At 45.2% G+C, this 18,020-nt stretch carries 19 protein-coding genes and 2 pseudogenes; 15 read left to right on the top strand and 6 right to left on the bottom strand.

The genetic code is table 11. From position 1 onward, the window contains the following. Positions 1 to 701 precede the first annotated feature (701 nt). The 4 genes from tnpA to HMPREF1250_RS12285 all read right to left on the bottom strand — a co-directional run bounded on the left by tnpA (position 702) and on the right by HMPREF1250_RS12285 (position 2,731). On the bottom strand, positions 702 to 1,160 hold the full coding sequence (tnpA, locus tag HMPREF1250_RS05180; RefSeq protein WP_023053558.1) for an IS200/IS605 family transposase: 459 nt from the start codon (positions 1,158 to 1,160) through the stop codon (positions 702 to 704). A 185-nt stretch (positions 1,161 to 1,345) separates the two neighbouring features. Then, positions 1,346 to 2,038: an LrgB family protein gene (locus HMPREF1250_RS05175; RefSeq protein WP_023053550.1), complete on the bottom strand. Its 693-nt coding sequence runs from the start codon at positions 2,036 to 2,038 to the stop codon at positions 1,346 to 1,348. Beyond that, a complete protein-coding gene (locus tag HMPREF1250_RS05170) occupies positions 2,031 to 2,393 on the bottom strand; it encodes a CidA/LrgA family protein (protein WP_023053619.1) in 363 nt (120 codons plus the stop codon). Before HMPREF1250_RS05170 ends, HMPREF1250_RS05175 begins: the two co-directional genes overlap by 8 nt. After that, positions 2,390 to 2,731, bottom strand: a complete 342-nt coding sequence (locus HMPREF1250_RS12285; protein ID WP_051356062.1) for a cytidylate kinase-like family protein — start codon at positions 2,729 to 2,731, stop codon at positions 2,390 to 2,392. The genes HMPREF1250_RS05170 and HMPREF1250_RS12285 overlap by 4 nt, the downstream gene beginning before the upstream one ends. Here HMPREF1250_RS12285 and HMPREF1250_RS12280 point away from each other — a divergent pair. From HMPREF1250_RS12280 to HMPREF1250_RS05130, 8 genes and pseudogenes are all read left to right on the top strand, one after another. After that, positions 2,730 to 3,005: a VRR-NUC domain-containing protein gene (locus HMPREF1250_RS12280; protein ID WP_023053615.1), complete on the top strand. Its 276-nt coding sequence runs from the start codon at positions 2,730 to 2,732 to the stop codon at positions 3,003 to 3,005. The genes HMPREF1250_RS12285 and HMPREF1250_RS12280 overlap by 2 nt on opposite strands. A 993-nt stretch (positions 3,006 to 3,998) precedes the next feature. Next, the gene (locus HMPREF1250_RS12015) at positions 3,999 to 4,343 is read left to right on the top strand and encodes a hypothetical protein (protein WP_071784758.1); all 345 of its coding nucleotides are present in this window, start codon (positions 3,999 to 4,001) and stop codon (positions 4,341 to 4,343) included. Positions 4,344 to 4,439: 96 nt separating this feature from the next. Further along, positions 4,440 to 4,739, top strand: a complete 300-nt coding sequence (locus HMPREF1250_RS12275; RefSeq protein WP_081696494.1) for an AAA family ATPase — start codon at positions 4,440 to 4,442, stop codon at positions 4,737 to 4,739. Between the two features lie 37 nt (positions 4,740 to 4,776). Continuing rightward, on the top strand, positions 4,777 to 5,292 hold the full coding sequence (locus HMPREF1250_RS05145; protein WP_036242763.1) for a GNAT family N-acetyltransferase: 516 nt from the start codon (positions 4,777 to 4,779) through the stop codon (positions 5,290 to 5,292). Positions 5,293 to 5,940: 648 nt separating this feature from the next. Continuing rightward, on the top strand, positions 5,941 to 6,768 hold the full coding sequence (locus HMPREF1250_RS05140) for an epoxyqueuosine reductase (RefSeq protein WP_023053611.1): 828 nt from the start codon (positions 5,941 to 5,943) through the stop codon (positions 6,766 to 6,768). 285 nt (positions 6,769 to 7,053) lie between these two features. Further along, positions 7,054 to 7,354 (top strand): annotated as a pseudogene (locus tag HMPREF1250_RS12220) (TfoX/Sxy family protein); the annotation flags it as partial. A gap of 332 nt (positions 7,355 to 7,686) precedes the next feature. After that, positions 7,687 to 8,274: a hypothetical protein gene (locus HMPREF1250_RS05135; protein WP_023053618.1), complete on the top strand. Its 588-nt coding sequence runs from the start codon at positions 7,687 to 7,689 to the stop codon at positions 8,272 to 8,274. 16 nt (positions 8,275 to 8,290) lie between these two features. Then, a complete protein-coding gene (locus tag HMPREF1250_RS05130; protein WP_231391285.1) occupies positions 8,291 to 8,875 on the top strand; it encodes a hypothetical protein in 585 nt (194 codons plus the stop codon). A 1,081-nt stretch (positions 8,876 to 9,956) separates the two neighbouring features. Here HMPREF1250_RS05130 and HMPREF1250_RS05120 read toward each other — a convergent pair. Then, complete coding sequence (locus tag HMPREF1250_RS05120) at positions 9,957 to 10,739, bottom strand: ABC transporter permease (RefSeq protein ID WP_023053613.1); 783 nt, start codon at positions 10,737 to 10,739, stop codon at positions 9,957 to 9,959. A 5-nt stretch (positions 10,740 to 10,744) separates the two neighbouring features. After that, positions 10,745 to 11,365 (bottom strand): ABC transporter ATP-binding protein, encoded by a 621-nt coding sequence (locus tag HMPREF1250_RS05115; protein WP_023053569.1) that lies wholly within the window; start codon positions 11,363 to 11,365, stop codon positions 10,745 to 10,747. A gap of 117 nt (positions 11,366 to 11,482) precedes the next feature. Here HMPREF1250_RS05115 and HMPREF1250_RS05110 point away from each other — a divergent pair, with 117 nt between their 5' ends. From HMPREF1250_RS05110 to grpE, 7 genes and pseudogenes are all read left to right on the top strand, one after another. Then, positions 11,483 to 11,785, top strand: coding sequence for a PadR family transcriptional regulator (locus tag HMPREF1250_RS05110; RefSeq protein ID WP_023053592.1), 303 nt, complete (start codon positions 11,483 to 11,485; stop codon positions 11,783 to 11,785). Positions 11,786 to 11,870: 85 nt separating this feature from the next. After that, entirely contained in the window at positions 11,871 to 13,247 is a 1,377-nt protein-coding gene (locus HMPREF1250_RS05105; RefSeq protein ID WP_023053552.1) for a nucleobase:cation symporter-2 family protein, read from the top strand. A 154-nt stretch (positions 13,248 to 13,401) separates the two neighbouring features. Beyond that, positions 13,402 to 13,752, top strand: coding sequence for an arsenate reductase family protein (locus HMPREF1250_RS05100; protein ID WP_023053620.1), 351 nt, complete (start codon positions 13,402 to 13,404; stop codon positions 13,750 to 13,752). A gap of 379 nt (positions 13,753 to 14,131) precedes the next feature. Then, positions 14,132 to 14,569, top strand: a complete 438-nt coding sequence (locus tag HMPREF1250_RS05095; RefSeq protein ID WP_023053598.1) for a desulfoferrodoxin family protein — start codon at positions 14,132 to 14,134, stop codon at positions 14,567 to 14,569. A gap of 643 nt (positions 14,570 to 15,212) precedes the next feature. Next, positions 15,213 to 16,091: pseudogene (locus tag HMPREF1250_RS12270) on the top strand (MFS transporter); the annotation flags it as partial. 295 nt (positions 16,092 to 16,386) lie between these two features. Then, positions 16,387 to 17,421 (top strand): heat-inducible transcriptional repressor HrcA, encoded by a 1,035-nt coding sequence (hrcA, locus tag HMPREF1250_RS05085; RefSeq protein ID WP_023053610.1) that lies wholly within the window; start codon positions 16,387 to 16,389, stop codon positions 17,419 to 17,421. A gap of 15 nt (positions 17,422 to 17,436) precedes the next feature. Further along, a complete protein-coding gene (gene grpE / locus HMPREF1250_RS05080; RefSeq protein ID WP_023053617.1) occupies positions 17,437 to 18,015 on the top strand; it encodes a nucleotide exchange factor GrpE in 579 nt (192 codons plus the stop codon). Positions 18,016 to 18,020 lie beyond the last annotated feature (5 nt).

Raw genomic sequence — 18,020 nt, 5'->3', positions numbered from 1 at the left:
AGAATGGAAATAAGTGTGCAGAAACGAAAAATCGGTTGTCACAGAACGGTATTAAATACCTGCCTGTCATTCTTGAACGAAGTGAAGAATCTGGGCAAAGAATACGGGTGTTATATACGCTTTTAATGAGTAGCCTATGCCGGATTCTTACCGCTCCCGTTGGTCGGGTATGGCGTCTCATTGCATTTTCGCGTCGCTGCGCTCCTAAAAATACAATTCGCTTGCCATCGCTCCTAATTACCGTATTACCACCGCTCAAGAATGACGGCAGGGGTATTTTTGTTTTGCCATGATATTCTGATTCTAAATGAGTACATAAAGAAAAGAATAGGAAACGTAAGCCGTCCCCGGACACGGGGAAGGTGTCAACCGACAGGTTGACGGAAGGGGCAAGTATGAGTAAAAACAAAAGAATAGAAATAAGTGTGAGCAAAAACAAAAAATACTGAAATGACTCACACAAAAAAGCTGTCTCCGCGTGACGGGAAGCAAGCAAAAGCGGAAACATAAACGAGTTTTTTATCAAGCGGATGTGATCCGTATTATTTACTTCCTTATTTGCAATCAAAACCACCCGTATAACGGGTGGTTTGCACAAGGGCTATAAGCCCATATGAACAACCAGCGTCTAAAGGCGCTGGTTTTCGCTTTTCTCAAACCCTAGTGTTTTTGCCTCTTTGGCTTAGCCCTTAAAGGGCTTTTTATTTCCTTTTAAATGGATCTTCATATTCCTTTACACTTAACTTGTCTTTTACTATATCTTGTTTTTCTTGTTCTCTTATATATTTGGCTATTGTTGCCTCATTTAATCCTACTGTGCTCACATAATATCCTTCTGCCCAAAAATGTCTGTTGCCAAATTTATATTTCAAATTCGCATGCTTTTCAAACATCATCAATGCACTCTTTCCTTTTAAGTACCCCATAAAACTTGATATTGATAATTTCGGTGGTATACTTACTAGCATATGTACGTGATCAGGCATCAAATGTCCTTCGATAATTTCTACACCTTTGTATTTACATAATAGCTTTATTATTTCTCCTAAGCTTTTTCTATATTGATTATATATTATTTTTCGTCTATACTTTGGTGTAAAGACTATGTGATATTTACATAGCCATTTGGTATGTGATAATGAATTTGTCTTTTGTACCATAAATCACCTCTTTTGTTATTTTGGATTTGAGCACCTTTATTATATAAAGATGTGATTTTTGGTATAACCTTTTGTTTTCTACCCGCATAGCGGGTAGTTTTTTGTTTCGACAGTTTCACTGTCGAAACAGGCTAAAACCATAATAAAAAAGCGTACCTTTCGGGTACGCCTTTTCTTTTTATCTTTTAGAGGAACAGGGCAAAGAGGCTGGCGCCTATGACGGTCATGATACCGGATATGCAGATGGAAAGGGAGCTCATCGCGCCTTCTACGGGTCCTATTTCCATGGCTCTTGCCGTGCCCATGCCGTGGGCAGCCGTGCCGAGGGCAATCCCTTTGGCTACCGGGTGGGTGATATGTAAGCATTTCAGTATGTAGATACCGAAGATATTTCCCATAATCCCCGTGAAAATAATGGAGGCGACGGTGATGGAGGGGTATCCGCCCAGTTCTTGCGAGACGCCCATACCAATCGGTGTAGTAATGGCTTTGGGGAGCAGGGTGACATACGAGGCATGGTCAAACCCGAAAAGAAGGCAGAAAATGAATATGGAAATCAGACTGGAGAGTACGCCGGCAAGAATTCCGAAAAATATGGCTGCCATATTGTCTTTTAAGGTTTTCATCTGTTCGTAGAGGGGAACGGCAAGGCAGATGGTGGCAGGGGTGAGGAGATAATTGATGTAGTCCAGACTGTCTGTCATTTTTTCATAGTTATAGCCTGTAAGCTGTATGAATCCGATGATGATAATACCTGAGACGAGCAAGGGATTAAAGAGGGGGCTTTTGAATTTTTTTTGGAGGAACATACCGAGCCAGTAGGAGGCAATTCCGAGGAATACACCGAAATAGACGGATCCTTCGAGCAAATCAATCATGACGGGCCTCCTTTTTGCGGGTGAGAATAAATTGGGTGAAAAGTCCTGCACCGCCGATACCGATGATGAGGGTGAGGATATTGATGAGTATATAGGGAATAATCATGGATTTCATGTAGTCCCAGGCACCTAAAAGTCCGACCGTGGCAGGGAGAAAGAGAAAGGCCATGATGCTGATGAGAAGCATGGAGGTTTCTCTGATTTGTGCGACGTGGAGAATTTTGTAATGGAGCAGAGTGAAGAGAAGAATAATGCCGTAGATGCTGGCGGGAACGGGAAGCGGCAGGAAGTCATGGAGCATTTCCCCGAGAAAGGAAATAGTGATGATGATGCCGAATTGAATCAAGTATTTCATGGGCGGCTCCCGGGCAATACAGCAGAGATGTAGTCGATAATGAGGCGTGCGGTTTTTTCGTGACCGAGACGGAGTGCATCGATGCAGAGGTCATAGTTTTTGGCTTCGCCCCAATTTTCTCCGGTGTGGAATTTGTGGTAGTCTTTTCTGTTTTGGTCGGAGTGGAAAACGACATCTTCCGCTTCTTCTCTCGTGAGGTGCCAGAATTTCATTTTCATGGCAATCCGGCCTTCTTTACTTCCGCAGGTGAAAACGCGGACGCAGTCTTTGCGGTCACGGAAAATGTAGTTTCCGCAACGACCGATGATGACACAGTCCCGGCTGCCGATGAGGTTCATGAAAGCTTCGGTAGTGGGTTTGTTGATTTTGTCGGGATCGGCTCCCATCGAAAGGGCGAAAAGAAATCCGTTTGACGAAGCGCCGGACAGACTGGTTCTTCTTCCAAAAGGGAGAATGGCTTTTATAGAATTAAAGGCTCCCGAAAAAAAACTAAGAACTTTACAGAAAAGACGAATGAAACAGTTATCAGCTTCAGGGTTTTCCCGCTATGTAGTTGATAACACGGCAATAATTCAAGATATTATTGATGAGATTCGAGGTGGTGCCAAATGAAGTTCAATCCGCATAATTATCAGAAATTTGCAATTAACCATATTCTTACTCATGATGTTTCTGCTTTATTTTTGGAGATGGGCTTAGATTGAGGAAAGACCGTCATAACGTTATCGGCAATCTCTGAACCTCTTTATAACCGATTTGAAGTAGGGAAGGTTCTAGTCATTTCACCACTTCGAGTAACAAGTGATACATGGCCTGATGAAATAGAAAAATGGGAGCGCTTAAAGGGACTAACATATTCTGTGGTTATCGGTATAGAGTCAGAGAGAAAAGAGGCGTTAAGAAAAGCGCTGGTATCTATCTGATTAACAGAGAAAATGTCGATTGGTTTAGTGGGAAGAGTGGATTTCCATTCGACTTTGATACGGCGGTCATTGATGAATTATCGTCTTTCAAGTCCTATTCAACAAAACGATCTAAGAGTCTTCTGAAAATAAGACCGAAGATAAAACGAATCGCAGGTCTTACAGGAACGCCAAGCAGTAATGCCTTATGGATTTGTAGGCAACGTTTAGGATCCTTGATATGGGACAGGGGCTTGGTCAGTACATCACAAACTGTCGAAGATAGCGAGGAGAATTATTTTTTAGGATAACAACAGCTCCTTTTTCATCAACTATACGGGCCATGAGAAAAGTTTTGATTTGCTTCCGTGATGGACACGAAAATTTCAGAGTTTATATTCATAGATGAGACTTCCTTAGTATTGATGATTCTATTATTATAATAAATAGGTTAAATTCAAACCTGTTTTAATAGGAGGAGGTGTTGAAATCTCTGAAAGTCCATACAGACAAAAACGGCGTGGGGTCTTACGCAGAAAAAGGAAATAAAGTGGCGATATAAAGATGCCTACAAAATCAAAGCAGAAAGGCGAGGTCGTTGAAACAAAAATCACTCATAAAGAATGGTTATTTTCTGTGAAGAGAACCGATTGAATCAGCCAGACACTGGCGAAGCACCGTGGCTGAAAGATATTGAACATTGATGTTGGAAATTGTAGTAATCATTGATTTTTCCTCCTACAATTTTCTTCGGATTGTGGCAAGAAAAGCTCTGCTTTATTTGTCAAAAGGAAACTTTACTTTTTCACAGAATAAGCACAAAACAGGTAATCCCGACTGGTTGATTGCTTTCTATAAAGGAACGGTAAAGCATATCTGTTTTGTAGTCGAGACAAAAGGCTCCATGAATTCGATGCAGCTTCGCCTGAGTGAGGAGTCAAAGATCCACCGTCGAAGGGACATTTATTTCAAAGCGATCTCCAGCGGGAATATCATCTACGATGTGGTAGACAGCTGCAAATCTCTGCTGGAGAAGGTGATGAAGTGATTTCGGCACGGTATGGAATGGTGGTAATGTATATGGGCATTTTCTTGGTGATAATGAGGTCGGAAAAAGCAGCGTTCTGGTGAAAATGTAGACGGTATCTTTATTGAAGAACCAGAAAATCATTTAAGTCCTGTAAATTTTCGGAGACTTGTTCAGCAGGTAGCGTTTGCAAAGAATTTCCAGCTTTTTGTCACAACACATAGCAGCGTGATAAGCACCCGGCTTAAGAGTAACAATCTGCTTATTATGTATCAGGAATCTGATAAGAACCTGATAAAACTGAGTGATCTTAGCGGCGATACGGCAAAGTACTTCGTTAAGACACCTCCTGCAAGCATAGTAGAGGATGTTCTTGCTGGCTTGTTCGGTAAACAAATGGCAACGCTGCAATTGTGAGAATAATAATGGGGGATTGGAATGGGAGTTGATACTGATGATACGAAATGTGACAATAGAAGATGCCTGTCGTTTGCTTGAAATATACGAATACTATGTGAAGAATACAGCGATTACGTTTGAGTATGATGTGCCGTCTTTGGATGAGTTCAAGAACCGTATCACTGGTACGCTAAAAAAATATCCCTATCTCCTTCTCGAAGAAAGTGGGGTGATTCGAGGCTATGCTTATGCAGGAGCATTTGTAGGCAGAGCTGCGTACGACTATTCTTGCGAGACGACGATCTACTTGGATCATAATGCGAAAGGCCGTGGTTATGGACGTGTATTGTATGAAGCTTTGGAGCGGACTCTTAAAAATGCGGGAATTCTAAACCTGTATGCATGTATAGGTGATCCCGTTGTGGAGGATGAATATCTGACTCGTAACAGTGAACAATTTCATAAGCACCTTGGTTTTTCTAAAATAGGAACTTTTCATACATGTGGATATAAATTCGGCCGCTGGTATAACATGATTTGGATGGAAAAAATAATCGGGGAGCATAATTGATTTATCATAATTGTAAGGATCTTCGTGTTTTTTATTAATGCTGGATGTGCGTGTTCCAACGACTTTTCGTGACTATGGTGCAAAAAACATAATTTTAGGTCAACGTTATGTGAATTGAAATATATTGTAGAAAACATAATTATGGAAATATATAATTAATATTAGCAATTCAAACAATAAAGCCGAGAGCAATCTTTCGCTTGAAGAATAGCCTGATTTACTTCCTATCAGTCAATTCTATCAGCAACATAGCGGCGCGTTTTGGATTGACTGATTCGACGGCGCAATCATTAGTACGATAGGGGGGATGCTGAAAGAAAATCATCGTGCGATACTAAAAAACTTTATTTATAAAAAGGAATATCGATCACAAAGGCAGGCTTTGTCCTGTATGATGTACTTTGGCGATATGCGGTAAGTAAAGGCTTGCGTCATATTATGCTGGATACTCCGTCTGTCTCGCATGCGCCCTGCTTTTTATGAAAAAGCCAGGTTGGTTAAAATTAAAAAAACGGAGTTTCCGATATTCTATTCATATCCCGATAGAGACGGCGTACTTCATGTAAAAGATTAAGAATATCGGAGAGACAGGATAACATTTGCAGGAAAAGTTTCAAAAAGCAATCTATGCTTCGAAGGAGCGATTCTATGACAGCGGAAGAAATTGTAAGAAAAGCCCATGAACTTGGTTATCTGACATGCGGTATTATTCCCGTTTCAGATATGGCAGGTTATGACGAGAAATTATCAGAAAGAATCGCATATTTTCCGGAAACAGAAAAAAAATATGAGGAGTTGCGTAGTTTTGCCGATCCGGCTAAGCAATATCCGTGGGCTAAATCCGTTATCATCTGTGCTTACTGGTATGGAAAATATAAGATTCCATCTGAGCTGAAAACCCATTACGCGAAGTACTATCTTGTCGACAGCAGAACAAATCGGGATTCTGAAGGATATCAGCTAACAGATGCATTTTTGTCTTATCTTGAGGGTACCGGTCTTCGGGTTGCTACGAAGCGAAAATTCGGGATTACCGCTTTGCGATGGGCAGCCATGAAAGCAGGGATAGGGCTGATACGGCGCAATAATTTTTTCTATACGGAAAAAGGTTCGTGGCAGTACCTCGAGGCGTTTCTTGTGGATGAATCGTTGGAGTACAGAGAGAAGTGTACGTTAAAGCCTTGCCCTGATAAATGCAATTTATGTGTCAAGGCTTGTCCGACCGAATCACTTATTAAGCCGTACATGATGTCCAGAAACACATGTGTGTCCTGTCTTACCACGTGGGATGGATGGGATATGCCATACGAACCACGCCGAGAGAAAATTGGCGGTTGGGTTTACGGATGCGATGTATGTCAGGAAGTCTGCCCATACAATCATAATAAGTGGTCTGAAGAGGAGGAGTTTCCGGGATTTTCGGATATGGCGGCTCATTTGACGCTCTCGGAACTGGTTCAGTCCGATTATGAATAATTTACGCGAGGTGCTACAGTCTCAGCTTTTCTATATTCCCGAGGATAAGCTATGGCGCTATAAGGTAAACGCACTAAATGTCATGCTAAACGAATATCAGGAAGCATACCTTCCGGCAATCAAAGCGGCTCTGTCCGACACATACCGGGAAGTAAGAGAGATGGCGCAATTTGTGTTAAGTGAACTGGGCCTGAAATATGGTGTTGAATGAGGAGAGTGATCTTACGGTTACCTTCCTATGCGATTCCGTTCGCAAAGACTGATTAAGGCATGTGAAGCGGAGAAGCGTCCAATAAAGCGCATCTCGATTACGTTTTAGAACAATTATTCCCATTTGGACGATGTAATCTATCGTGCAATGATGGGAGCGCACATTCTGTGTTACAGAGGGAAAATCATCGGCGGCATTTACGATGACAGGTTGCTGGTTAAACCTGTACGGTCGGCCGTTTCATGCATGAGTGATCCGAAGTTTGCATTTCCTTACACAGGGGCAAAAGAAATGCTGCTTGTTGAGGATGTTGATAACAGAGAGTCGTTATGCAGCTCGTTATCAGCGATGCGTGAGGATTTGCCAAGCCCGAAAAGTGTCTTTTCAAGAAGCTGGTGTCAGCGAGTTCTTTTTCCGAGAAGGTGCTGGGTATTTGGTCTGGGCATTAAGGATTTAATCCGCCTTTGACAGGTATTCTTCGGCAGTATTCTCTTTGCCAACGGCCTTGTGTAACGAATGTGAAGATTTTATTCGTGATGCATCGTTATCATCAAGATGTGATTAATATCTGTGGAGACGGTGGCGCTGACGGTGAAGATGAAAAATTAGCGGCAGGAAAAGGCGTTGGCGTGAGTGTTTTCTGAAAAACTGGCACAGTTTGGACATGTAGTAGTTATTTTTTTCCTGATTTATGGAAATCTATCGGCATGCAATGGTTTATTGAAAAGGAAGGCATGGCCTTGGGAAAGAACATACTTACTATTTATTGCCCCAACTGCGGGCGCCTGCATGTTCATCAGGCGTACCTCTGCCAGTACTGCGGAGGCAAGGTAAGTATTGAGAATGCCAAACGTGAAAAGGATCTGCTTTTCAAGAAACGGGACGATCAGGAAAGGCCGGACTATGATCTTGAAACCACCTCATGTTCTGGTTGCGGCGCTACGATCGTTTTTGAGAAAAATGAGTCCTTATCCCGTTGCGAATTCTGCGGGAGAAATCTGATCAGAAAACGCTACGCGATGGACTCCGAGCTTCCGCAGTATGTCATTCCTTTTGGCTTGACGCGTGATGAGGCGGCAGAAAGGCTTTCCCAGTGGTGTGATCAGAACAGCGGTAAGCCCGAAGCAAAGCATTTGAAAACTAAAATATCGGCATTAAGAGGATATTATCTTCCCTATAAAATGGTTCAGGGACCGGTGCATTGTACGGTGAATAAGCGCAGTGGTGCCACCGCATTTAAAGCGTCCGGCTACTTGAAAGGAGAATTTATCAAATTGTCCCAGGCAATTGAATAATCTTGTCCTTGATGCGATGGAACCATTTGATTTGGACAATCTCAAGGAGTGTGAGTTTGCCTATGTGGCAGGTCACAGGGTCAAGGTATCGGATTTGGATGAAGCGGAGGTTTCAGAGAGAATGACCGCGGAAGCTGAGGCGAATTACCGCATACGGATGGAACAACTCTGGGGAACGAAATCTATTAATTTAAATACAGAGATTGTGCCGGTGATAGAATTTCCGGTTTTGCTCTCCGGATATTACCTAATAAGCGGTAATATCGAGGCGGCTGTGAACGGCCAGACCGGCAAAGTAAGCGTACTTGCTGAGAAATACAGTTCCTACCTGTCCGTTCCATGGTGGTTTCAGGGAATCGTGGTTCTTCTTGTCGCTTCGGGGGCGACCTTTGGTGCGATCCTTTTAGGCGGACTTCCGTTGATGGACAGCATTTATCTTACAGGGGTATTAGGGTTTTCTATTTGCTCGTATTTGCGTGTATGTTTCAGGATGGAGGAAGTACAGCATTCGGCTTCAGCCATTATAAGAAAATTTTCAATTCAGGTGAACAGACCTACCATCGTGAAAATGGAAAGCTGGTCAACAATGATAAGGTTCTGAAACGCAGGATTGAAGAGCCTGTTTTCATGCATCGGATCGATGGGCGGCTGACGTCGGTAAGCGATACAGTTTATTCGGCTCAAAGGGCCGTGTACATGGCGTTGCTTAGTGTCGTTACCGTTTTGTTATCGCAGCCCTGCTGATCAATGAATTTGATTTTGACAGCCTGGAGCTTAGCGGGTCCGCAGTCTGGTTTTACATTGCCGTGCCTGTTGTGCCGATTGTCCTCGTTAGGTATGGAATTCAGTGGCTTTATGAAAATCCCTGGATTTATATCTTTACGAAAGATGGACGGCGGAAACGCTATAGGAAAAAGATTGTTCTTAATAACGCTACCATCATGGAAGCGAGGCGGATTTGCATGACAGTATTGTTTGTGCCGCCGTTCTGCTTGCCGACATGGGTAATGATTGTGATGATCTATTTGGCGGCCTTTGGCTTCGATAGCCTGTTGTAAGTATTTATGGAATTCCCGTACGCTGGACTGGCCTTTCGTTGCAGCAAAATACGTTCGGGGAGATCTTTTAGAAATCCCTTGTAATCTGCGCCGAAATGGCATTGTTTTGTTAACGATATGTTACACATTGGGATAACGCAGGATGTCAAGAGGGAACTTCCTGTGCGGCTGACGCATGAGAAAACTGGTTGTACTTGCGATTGAGTACGGTGAGTTGTTTCGCGAAATCGGTCAGTGAATGAACGCGATAGCAGACATAACAATATTCGTTGTTTTTGCGATGAGCGTGTCCTACATTGTCGTTATGTCGTAGCCTGCAAGGCTTGATTCTCCGGTGGATAATGCCGTAGCGGCGCAGTAGTGCTTCAAAGAGAGAAACGATAGATATGTTGCCGTAATGAGCAAAGGAGACGTCTGCGCTTTTTTCACGGAATATGGGGACTGTTGATGACTGTGTAGTATGTACGACGGTGGCAATACCATTATATATCCCAGTATGGCTACCTTTATCGTTTTTTTTGCGACACTGTCGTAAGGACTGCGGCGAGCAGACGGTGCGGTACAGGTTTCGCTGCAGTCATGGTGCGACTGCAGCGGTTTGCCATTGACACGGCTTTTGCAGTGCTAATGGCGGAGAAAGAGTATTTGCGCGTCCTTATTGTAGATTGTCCGATAGCCCAAGTACAACGAGCCGAATACGGATAAGCAGACTGTCGTCGCGATTGCAATCATGATTGCAATTTGATACAGAATGGCCGTGGCAGGTATGGCGCCGGCCAGAATCTGACCGGTCATCATTCCCGGCAAGGATACAATTCCCATGCCTACCATGGAGTTCAATGTCGGAAACAGTGCAGTTTCCAATGCTTGAGAAACAAAGGGGCGCAAAATATCGTCCGGCGTACCGCCGAAATTCAGCAATGCTTCTATCTTTTCCCCTTCGGCGTCGATACTTTCACGAAATGTTTTCAAGCCCAGATTCAAACCGGTCATTACATTTCCGAAGATCATGCCGCTGAGCGGGATGACATATTGAGGATTGAAAAAATTTTCCTTAATGACGCAGGTAATGAAAAAGACGATGATGCTTATGCCGGAAATGGACAAGGTCAGCGCGATGTAAAGGCGGAACTTTTTATTCAGCTCGCGGTTTTTTGACAAGACGCGGCGGATGGTGAAGCCGATCATGACGAGTACATACATGACCGTGTACAACGGTTCGGCGTTGTTGAAAATATAGGTCAGCAACCATCCTGCCAATACCAGTTGGACCGTCATTTGCAGACTGCCCAGGAGCAGCAGGCGGCTCTGACGTATTTTACATTTTTTCATTATCATCAATATAATCAGCAAAAGCAGATATATGAGAAGAAATCGATCTATACTGAGCGGTGTAATTTCTGCCATTATTCTCACCTCAATGTAATCGTATGTTCGGCAAAAGAAGATTGTAAATCCGTGTCGTGACTGATGATCACTAACGTCAGGCGATTCTGTTTGGCAAACCGGACAATATTGTCGAGAACACGGACTGACAGTTCTTTGTCCAACGCGGAAGAAGGTTCATCCAAAAGCAGTACTTCCGGGCGCAGGCTGAGGGCGATGCTCAAAAAGACTCGCTGTCGTTCGCCGCCTGACAGTGTCCGGCACTCCGTTTTCCATGCTGCCGGCATACAGCAGACAGACAGATAGTCGCGCAGGCTTTCTTTGTCGGGACAGGCCCGTTCCTGGATAGTGTGGTAAGATAGGAAGTTTTGATAAATAGTTCCGGGAAATAAGTAGGGAGTCTGTTTGACTAGCAAAACGGCTCTTCGCAAAGTAATTTTATTGATAAGGGAAATATCGGTTCCCTTATATCGTATACAGCCTGTCAGCGGGGAAAGTGTGGCATTAAACAGCTTCAGCAAAGTGCTTTTTCCACAGCCGCTGGGGCCGCTGATGAAGGTGACGGCGTTTTTTTCAATAGCCATGTCCGGGTAATGCAGCATTTTTTGAAAAGAGAGCGCTTCTGTGCTAATAATCGGGTGCATCATGGGGCCTCCTTGACGCTATTTTTTATCTATGGTATCTTAGTAATAACTTAATAACGAAACTAGATATCTAAAATCGTTATCGGATTTCGATATTAATATAACACAGGAGGAATCAACGTGCAAGATGCGATCTTACGAAAACTCTTTTTAGGCTTTATACAAATTCATATTCTTCACCATGCAAAGAAGGATCCTGTTTATGGGTCATGGATGATCACCGAATTGCGGCAGCATGGTTATGAAATAAGTGCCGGCACGTTATACCCCATTCTTCACAATTTGGAAAAGGCCGGTTTGGTGACGGTAGCGGAGCGTGTAGTGGAAGGGAAGGTCCGTAAATATTATTCCGTTACGCCGCAGGGCGACGCCGTATTGACGCAGGCCAAGGAAAAGATCAGGGAGCTGACTGATGAACTGTAACGCGGCGCCATTGGCATTGACCGTAAAAAGTGTGATAGAATAACGTATTCATTATAATAGCTTACAATTGGACGGTGGTCAGTTTATGGAATGTGATGTTGAAAAGGAAACGGTCGTAACCGGTGATGAGCTGCTATATGGCATTGAGTCCAGGCCTCCCGTCAGGATGGCCTTGATCTTGGCCTTGCAACACATTTTGGCAGCTTTTGCCGGAATCATCGCCGTGCCGCTTGTCGTCTGCTCGGCTTTGGGCATGTCTGTTGAGCAGACGTCGCTGATGGTTAGCGCCACTATTTTTGTTTCAGGGATTACGACGGTTCTTCAATCTCGCGGTTTCGGTCCAGTCGGATCCCGTGTGTCCGGCATGATGGGGACTGATTTTACCTTTGTCAATCCGTCTATCAGCGTCGGCGCTCAGTTCGGCGTGGCCGGGATCGTGGCGGCGACGATGACCGGTTCTCTGGTGGAAATCGTACTGAGCCGTTTTATCAGGCCGCTGATGAAATTTTTTCCGCCGCTGATTACCGGTACCGTTGTCAGTTTGATCGGGATTACTCTTTTGCCGGTCAGCATCGATTGGGCCGCCGGCGGCGTGGGCGCCAAGGATTATGGTTCCCTTGAAAATCTTGCCGTATCCTTTTCCATCATGCTGCTGACGCTCTTGTTGAATCATTACGGCAAGGGCATAAGCAGTACGGCGGCCGTGTTTATCGGTATGGTCGCAGGGTATATTCTTTGCATACCCTTGGGGATGGTGGATCTGACACCGGTGGCGACGGCAGAATGGCTGGCTGTTCCCAATATATTTCGCTACGGATTCGTTTTCGATCTGGCCTCTACCTTGGCGTTTGTTCCGGCTTATCTGGTTTCCACAATCGGCACCGTAGGGATCATGATTGCCATCGGAGAATCGTCTCGCGAAAAATTGTCGAGTGACAGGGTGGCTTCCGGGGTTCTTTGTGACGGTGTAGGATCCTTGCTCGCCGGACTTTTCGGCGCCGGACCGAATACGGCTTTTTCACAAAATGTCGGCCTGATCGCACTGACAAAGGTTGCCAGCCGCAGAGTTATGGTGCTGGCAGGCGCGATTCTCACGATATTGGGGATTTTTCCGAAACTCAGCGCCCTGATTGCCGTGATGCCGTCGGCCGTCCTGGGCGGCGCAGGTGTGATTATGTTCGGCCTTGTAGCGGCCCAGGGGATCAAAACGCTGGCGAGTATTCATTTAGGTGATCGGGAGCTCCTGATTATTTCCGTTTCTTTTGCCCTCGGCATCGGAGTAACTGTAAAGCCGGAAATACTTCGGAATCTTCCGGGCATGCTGCAAATGATCTTTTCCTCCGGGATTTCTACGGGGACCTTGACGGCGTTACTCCTTAATATCGTTTTGGCGGCGCCTGAAAAAATGTCGGAGAAGCGTCTGGATGATGCAGCCGGGACAGGAGAAGCAGGTTGTCAATAAGCCGGTCTCAGTTGTTTTTGCAGCAAGACAGTTTTCGGACGTGAGACTGTCTTTTTTTGCAAAAAAAGACAACGATTCACAGCGTGTAGTATATTATTGATTCAATTTTTCATATGTGAAAACGTACGGGTTAGCAGAAGGAGAGGGTGTTATCATGGTGTTTTTGGAATATCCGCGGTGCGCGACTTGCAGAAAAGCGAAAAAGTGGTTGGATGCACGGCAAAAGGTATATACGGACCGGCATATTGTTCAGGAGAACCCGACCGTTGAAGAGTTGAAGGAATGGCAGCAAAAGAGTGGGCTGCCGTTAAAAAAATTTTTCAATACGAGCGGCCAGTTGTATAAACAAATGAACTTAAAAGAAAAACTGGCCGGAATGAATGAAGACGAACAACTCGAGTTACTGGCTTCGAACGGCATGCTCGTGAAGCGGCCCCTGGTTTTGTATGGAAATATTGTTCTTACGGGATTCAAGGAAGAGGAGTGGGAAGAAAAACTGAAATAAGGGGAAGCACAGACTGTATGCGCCGTACATGGCTGCAATGCAGCCGTTAAAAAGGAGAATGCGGATTGACGGCGCAGTGCTCAATCGACGGCATTTTCCGCGCATGCTGTGGACCTGTGGCGCAATTGGCAACAGTTTCCCCGTTTCGTTTTTGTTGCGTTGTATGGAGTGCCTGTTTATAAAGCAGGCCGGCAGCGGTTATTGTATATACTGTGAGCGATGATATGCAACCAAAATGTTTTGTCAATTTGAGGTAAATATACTTGCGTTATTTTCCGTAGTACTATATAATAATAACAGAAAACAATTATTAATTAGTTTTAAGTACGTAGCGTATACGACAATTGTCATACACCATATATCTTTTGGAGGTGCTATCATGGACGAATTAAAATTCTATGTATGTAAAAAATGTGGAAATATCGTAGTAACCGTACAAGGCGACAGCAGAACGCTTTCCTGTTGCGGTGATCCGATGGTGGAATTGGTTGCCGGTTCGACTGATGCGGCACAGGAAAAACACGTTCCTGACGTAAAAGTGGAAGGCGGCAGAGTGAATGTTACTGTCGGTTCCGTAGAACATCCGATGACTGACGAACATTACATCCAATGGATTGCTTTATCTAGCGGACACAGAATGGAAATTCACAAATTGTTCCCCGGTCAGGCTCCGGAAACGACATTTGAAGGTGCTGAATCCGGTATCGTTTATGCCTATTGCAATTTGCACGGCCTGTGGAGCAAAAAATTCGGCAAAGAAGAATTCAAAGCCGATATCAGCGGCTGTTCTCCGGAATTTGGCGGTTGTAAGATTTGATCGGGCGAAAAGTTCTTCTCCATCAGCCTGATGGAGCAAGCGGCATTTCCGTACTTTACGCATGAGTACGGAAGTGCTGCTTTTTTTGTGCGGGAGTATAGATGTCATGAGCTCTGGACACATACGCGTTAAGCGGAGATTTTCGGCCGGCCGGCTTTCGACAATTTTGCAGAATCGATTTTTGCCTGCCGCCGATGAGAACGATAAAAAGAAAATAAGGATCAACTTCGCCTTGTCAGGCAGACCGCCTTTTGCTATACTATCGAATGCGATTGCGCGATATATGTAAGAGGGGGAATGATGATGGCGATCACAGAAGGACAAGGACACAAGGCAAAACGCGTTGTCGTTCTGATTGCAGCTGCTTGTCTCGTGGCGGTTTACGTGCGAATTTTGGTATGATTATTACGGCGTTGTCCTCGTTTACGGCAATTCATTATGCCGATGTCAGTTTCGTCATGGGGGTTACGCAGTTGCTTTACGGTATAACGCAGCCGCTTTGGGGAGCTTTGGCCTTAAAGAGATCGAACACCCTCGTTTTGTGTATTGGTACCGTTTTGTTTTTGGCCGGGCTCATATTTACCCCTTTTTGCCGTAGTGTGCTGACCTTGTTTCTGACTTTCGGAATTGCCTTGGGGCCGGTAGCGGTGCGCTTTGTTTCGGCATTCTCATGGGGACGATCTCGCCGATTATCGGTAAAGAAAAAGCCTCGGCAGCGTCAGGTATATTGAATGCTTCCAGCGGTATCGGCAGTGCGGTTTTATCGCCTGTACTCCAATTGCTGAACAGTCAGATCGGTGTAGCCGGCTCATTGTGGGTATTAGCGATTCCGACCCTTTTGATTTTCCCCATTATTTTCTGGATTCGTATGATGCAGGGGAACACTGTTGTCGATGGAGCGGATTCGGCAGCGGCGTCAGGCGCTGAGCAGTCGTCGCTGCGTCTCTTGCGCACGGCCTTGCGCGAAGCCGATTTTCGGCGCTTAATGCTTGGGTTCAGTACGTGCGGTTTTCATATGATCATCATTCAGACACATCTTGTAACGCAATTCGTTTCATACGGTATAACGGCAGGCGTCGTCGCCGGTATTTATACGTTTTTCGGCGTGGCTACGATGGCGGGATCGGTGTTATCCGGCTTCTTATGCAGCAAATTTTCACTGAAGAACGTCTTGGGAACGGAGTACGCAGTTCGCGCCGTGATCGTTGCCCTGTTTATGTTCGCTATGCCAAAAAATCTTACGACAGCCATCATCTTTGCATTGATACTGGGGCTTACCGGCGATGCGACGGTTACGCCGACGTCGGAAATCGTGTCGCGACGGTTTGGGGCAAAGACGATCGGGTTTCTCTTCGGCATGACGTTCGTCTGTCATCAGATCGGCGCTTTCATCAGCTCTTGGCTGGGCGGCGTTCTAATTGAACAGACAGGGAGTTATACGCTGATTTGGAGTTTGGATATTTTGTTATGTGCAATGGCGGCTTTGACGAGTTATCGAATTAAACGGCATGAAGGAGAATGAGTCGCTGCTCAGATCATGTGATGCCGGTTTTGCGAGAAAAAGAGGGACTGTCCACGGGCGGTCTCTTTTTTTGTCGGATAGTAGCGGCCGTCAAAAGGGATGGTTGCAGTTTGTCGACAAAAAACGGGATGAGTGGAGAAGAGGCTTTCGACAAAAGGACAAAGTAAGGGAAAATAAAAGTTTGACTTTTTGACTAAATCTATTGACAAACAATTCCGATCATGTTATCTTTTATATAGTCCTTAGCACTCTGCAAGAAGAGTGCTAATAGAGGAAAGAAAACAGAGGTGGTACGATGGAACTGAATAACAGAAAACAAAAAATATTGCAGGCTATTATTCAGGATTACATCACCTCTGCCGAGCCCATCGGGTCTCGGACGATTGCCAGGAAGTATGATTTGGGTGTCGGCGCCGCGACGATACGGAATGAAATGTTTGACCTGGAGATGATGGGGTACCTGGAAAAGCCGCATACGTCGGCAGGACGGATTCCGTCGATCAAAGGCTATCGTTTTTATGTTGACTGTCTTTTGGAACCGGCGCAGCTTTCCAAAGAGGAGAAAGAGTTTGTCCGTTCATGGTTTATCGGCAAGATGGATGATGTCGATCAGATATTTCAGTCAACGGCCAAATTGTTATCGACAATTACCCATAATGTGTCTCTCGTCATGGCTTCACAGCAGCCGACGTCATTGTTGGAGTACATTCGGTTTTTGCCTCTCGACAACCGGCGCGTGATTATGCTTGTCGTCACCGACTCGGGTCAGGTCGAAAGCTGTACGTACCTGAAGCCTGACGGGGTAGATATTGACGAGTTGAATGTTATCGCCGAAAAGCTGACGCATTATTTGTCGGGGACGCCGCTCGCTGCTATCGATATGGAGTTGTTGAATACGTTTCACGGCAATATCGTTGATGATGTCGAATTGTATCGCATGGCCTTTCAAGCCGTGCATAAGTCGTTGCGCCGTCACCAGCTTTATAAAGGCGGTACGATCGAGCTTTTGAATAAGCCCGAGTTTCAGGATGTGGATAAGGCCAAGTCCATTTTCAGCATGTTGGAAGAGCGGGACGCCGTCATTGATCTGCTGTATGATGAGAATAGTACGGGCCAGTCCGTTACTGTACGGATTGGCGAAGAAACACGACTGGCCCCGATCAGCGATTGCAGCATTATCGAGGCAACATTTAAAGCCAATGATATGGTTCTCGGCAAGGTTGCCGTTTTAGGACCGACGCGGATGGAATACGCAAAAATCATCGGCTTGCTTGATTTTATGAAAGAACATGTAACAAGTATTTTGGAGCATTATCATAAAGAGAGGTAGGAGGTCGCCGCAGGTATGAATGAAGAAGAAACGAAAGTGAACCAGGAAACGAGCGAGACGGAAGCAGTGAAGGAGGATGTGGTCAATACGGCTGATGAAGCGACGGCAGCGGAAACGGAAGTTGCCGAAGCGGAGGCCGAACAAGGTCGGGACGACAGCGCTTTGCAGGAAGCGCAGGATCGGTATCTTCGCCTTCAGGCGGATTTTGCCAACTTTAAAAAGCGTTCTGCCAATGAGCGATTGCAGCTGACGGAACTGGTCAAAAGTGAAGTGTTGCTGTCAATCCTGCCGGTTCTCGATAATTTCGAGCGGGCCTTGCAGACGCCGCAAGATGAACTGACTGAGGAGATGAAGTCATTCGTCGCAGGTTATGATATGATTTACAAACAGTTGGTTGAAGTACTTGCTAAGGAAGGCGTCACAAAGATGGAAGCCCTCGGCAAGCCTTTTGATCCGTTGTATCATCAGGCCGTCATGCGTATAGCCCATGAAGAGTATGCCGATGATACGGTGGCGGAAGTATTGCAGAACGGATACCTGATCGGCGAAAAGACGTTGCGTCCGGCAATGGTAAAAGTAGTGTTTAACGGTTAATTTCG

The sequence above is a fragment of the Megasphaera vaginalis (ex Srinivasan et al. 2021) genome, assembly GCF_000478965.1.
Taxonomy (GTDB): Bacteria; Bacillota; Negativicutes; order Veillonellales; family Megasphaeraceae; genus Megasphaera; species Megasphaera vaginalis.
This window is presented reverse-complemented; position numbering and strand designations above follow the sequence as displayed.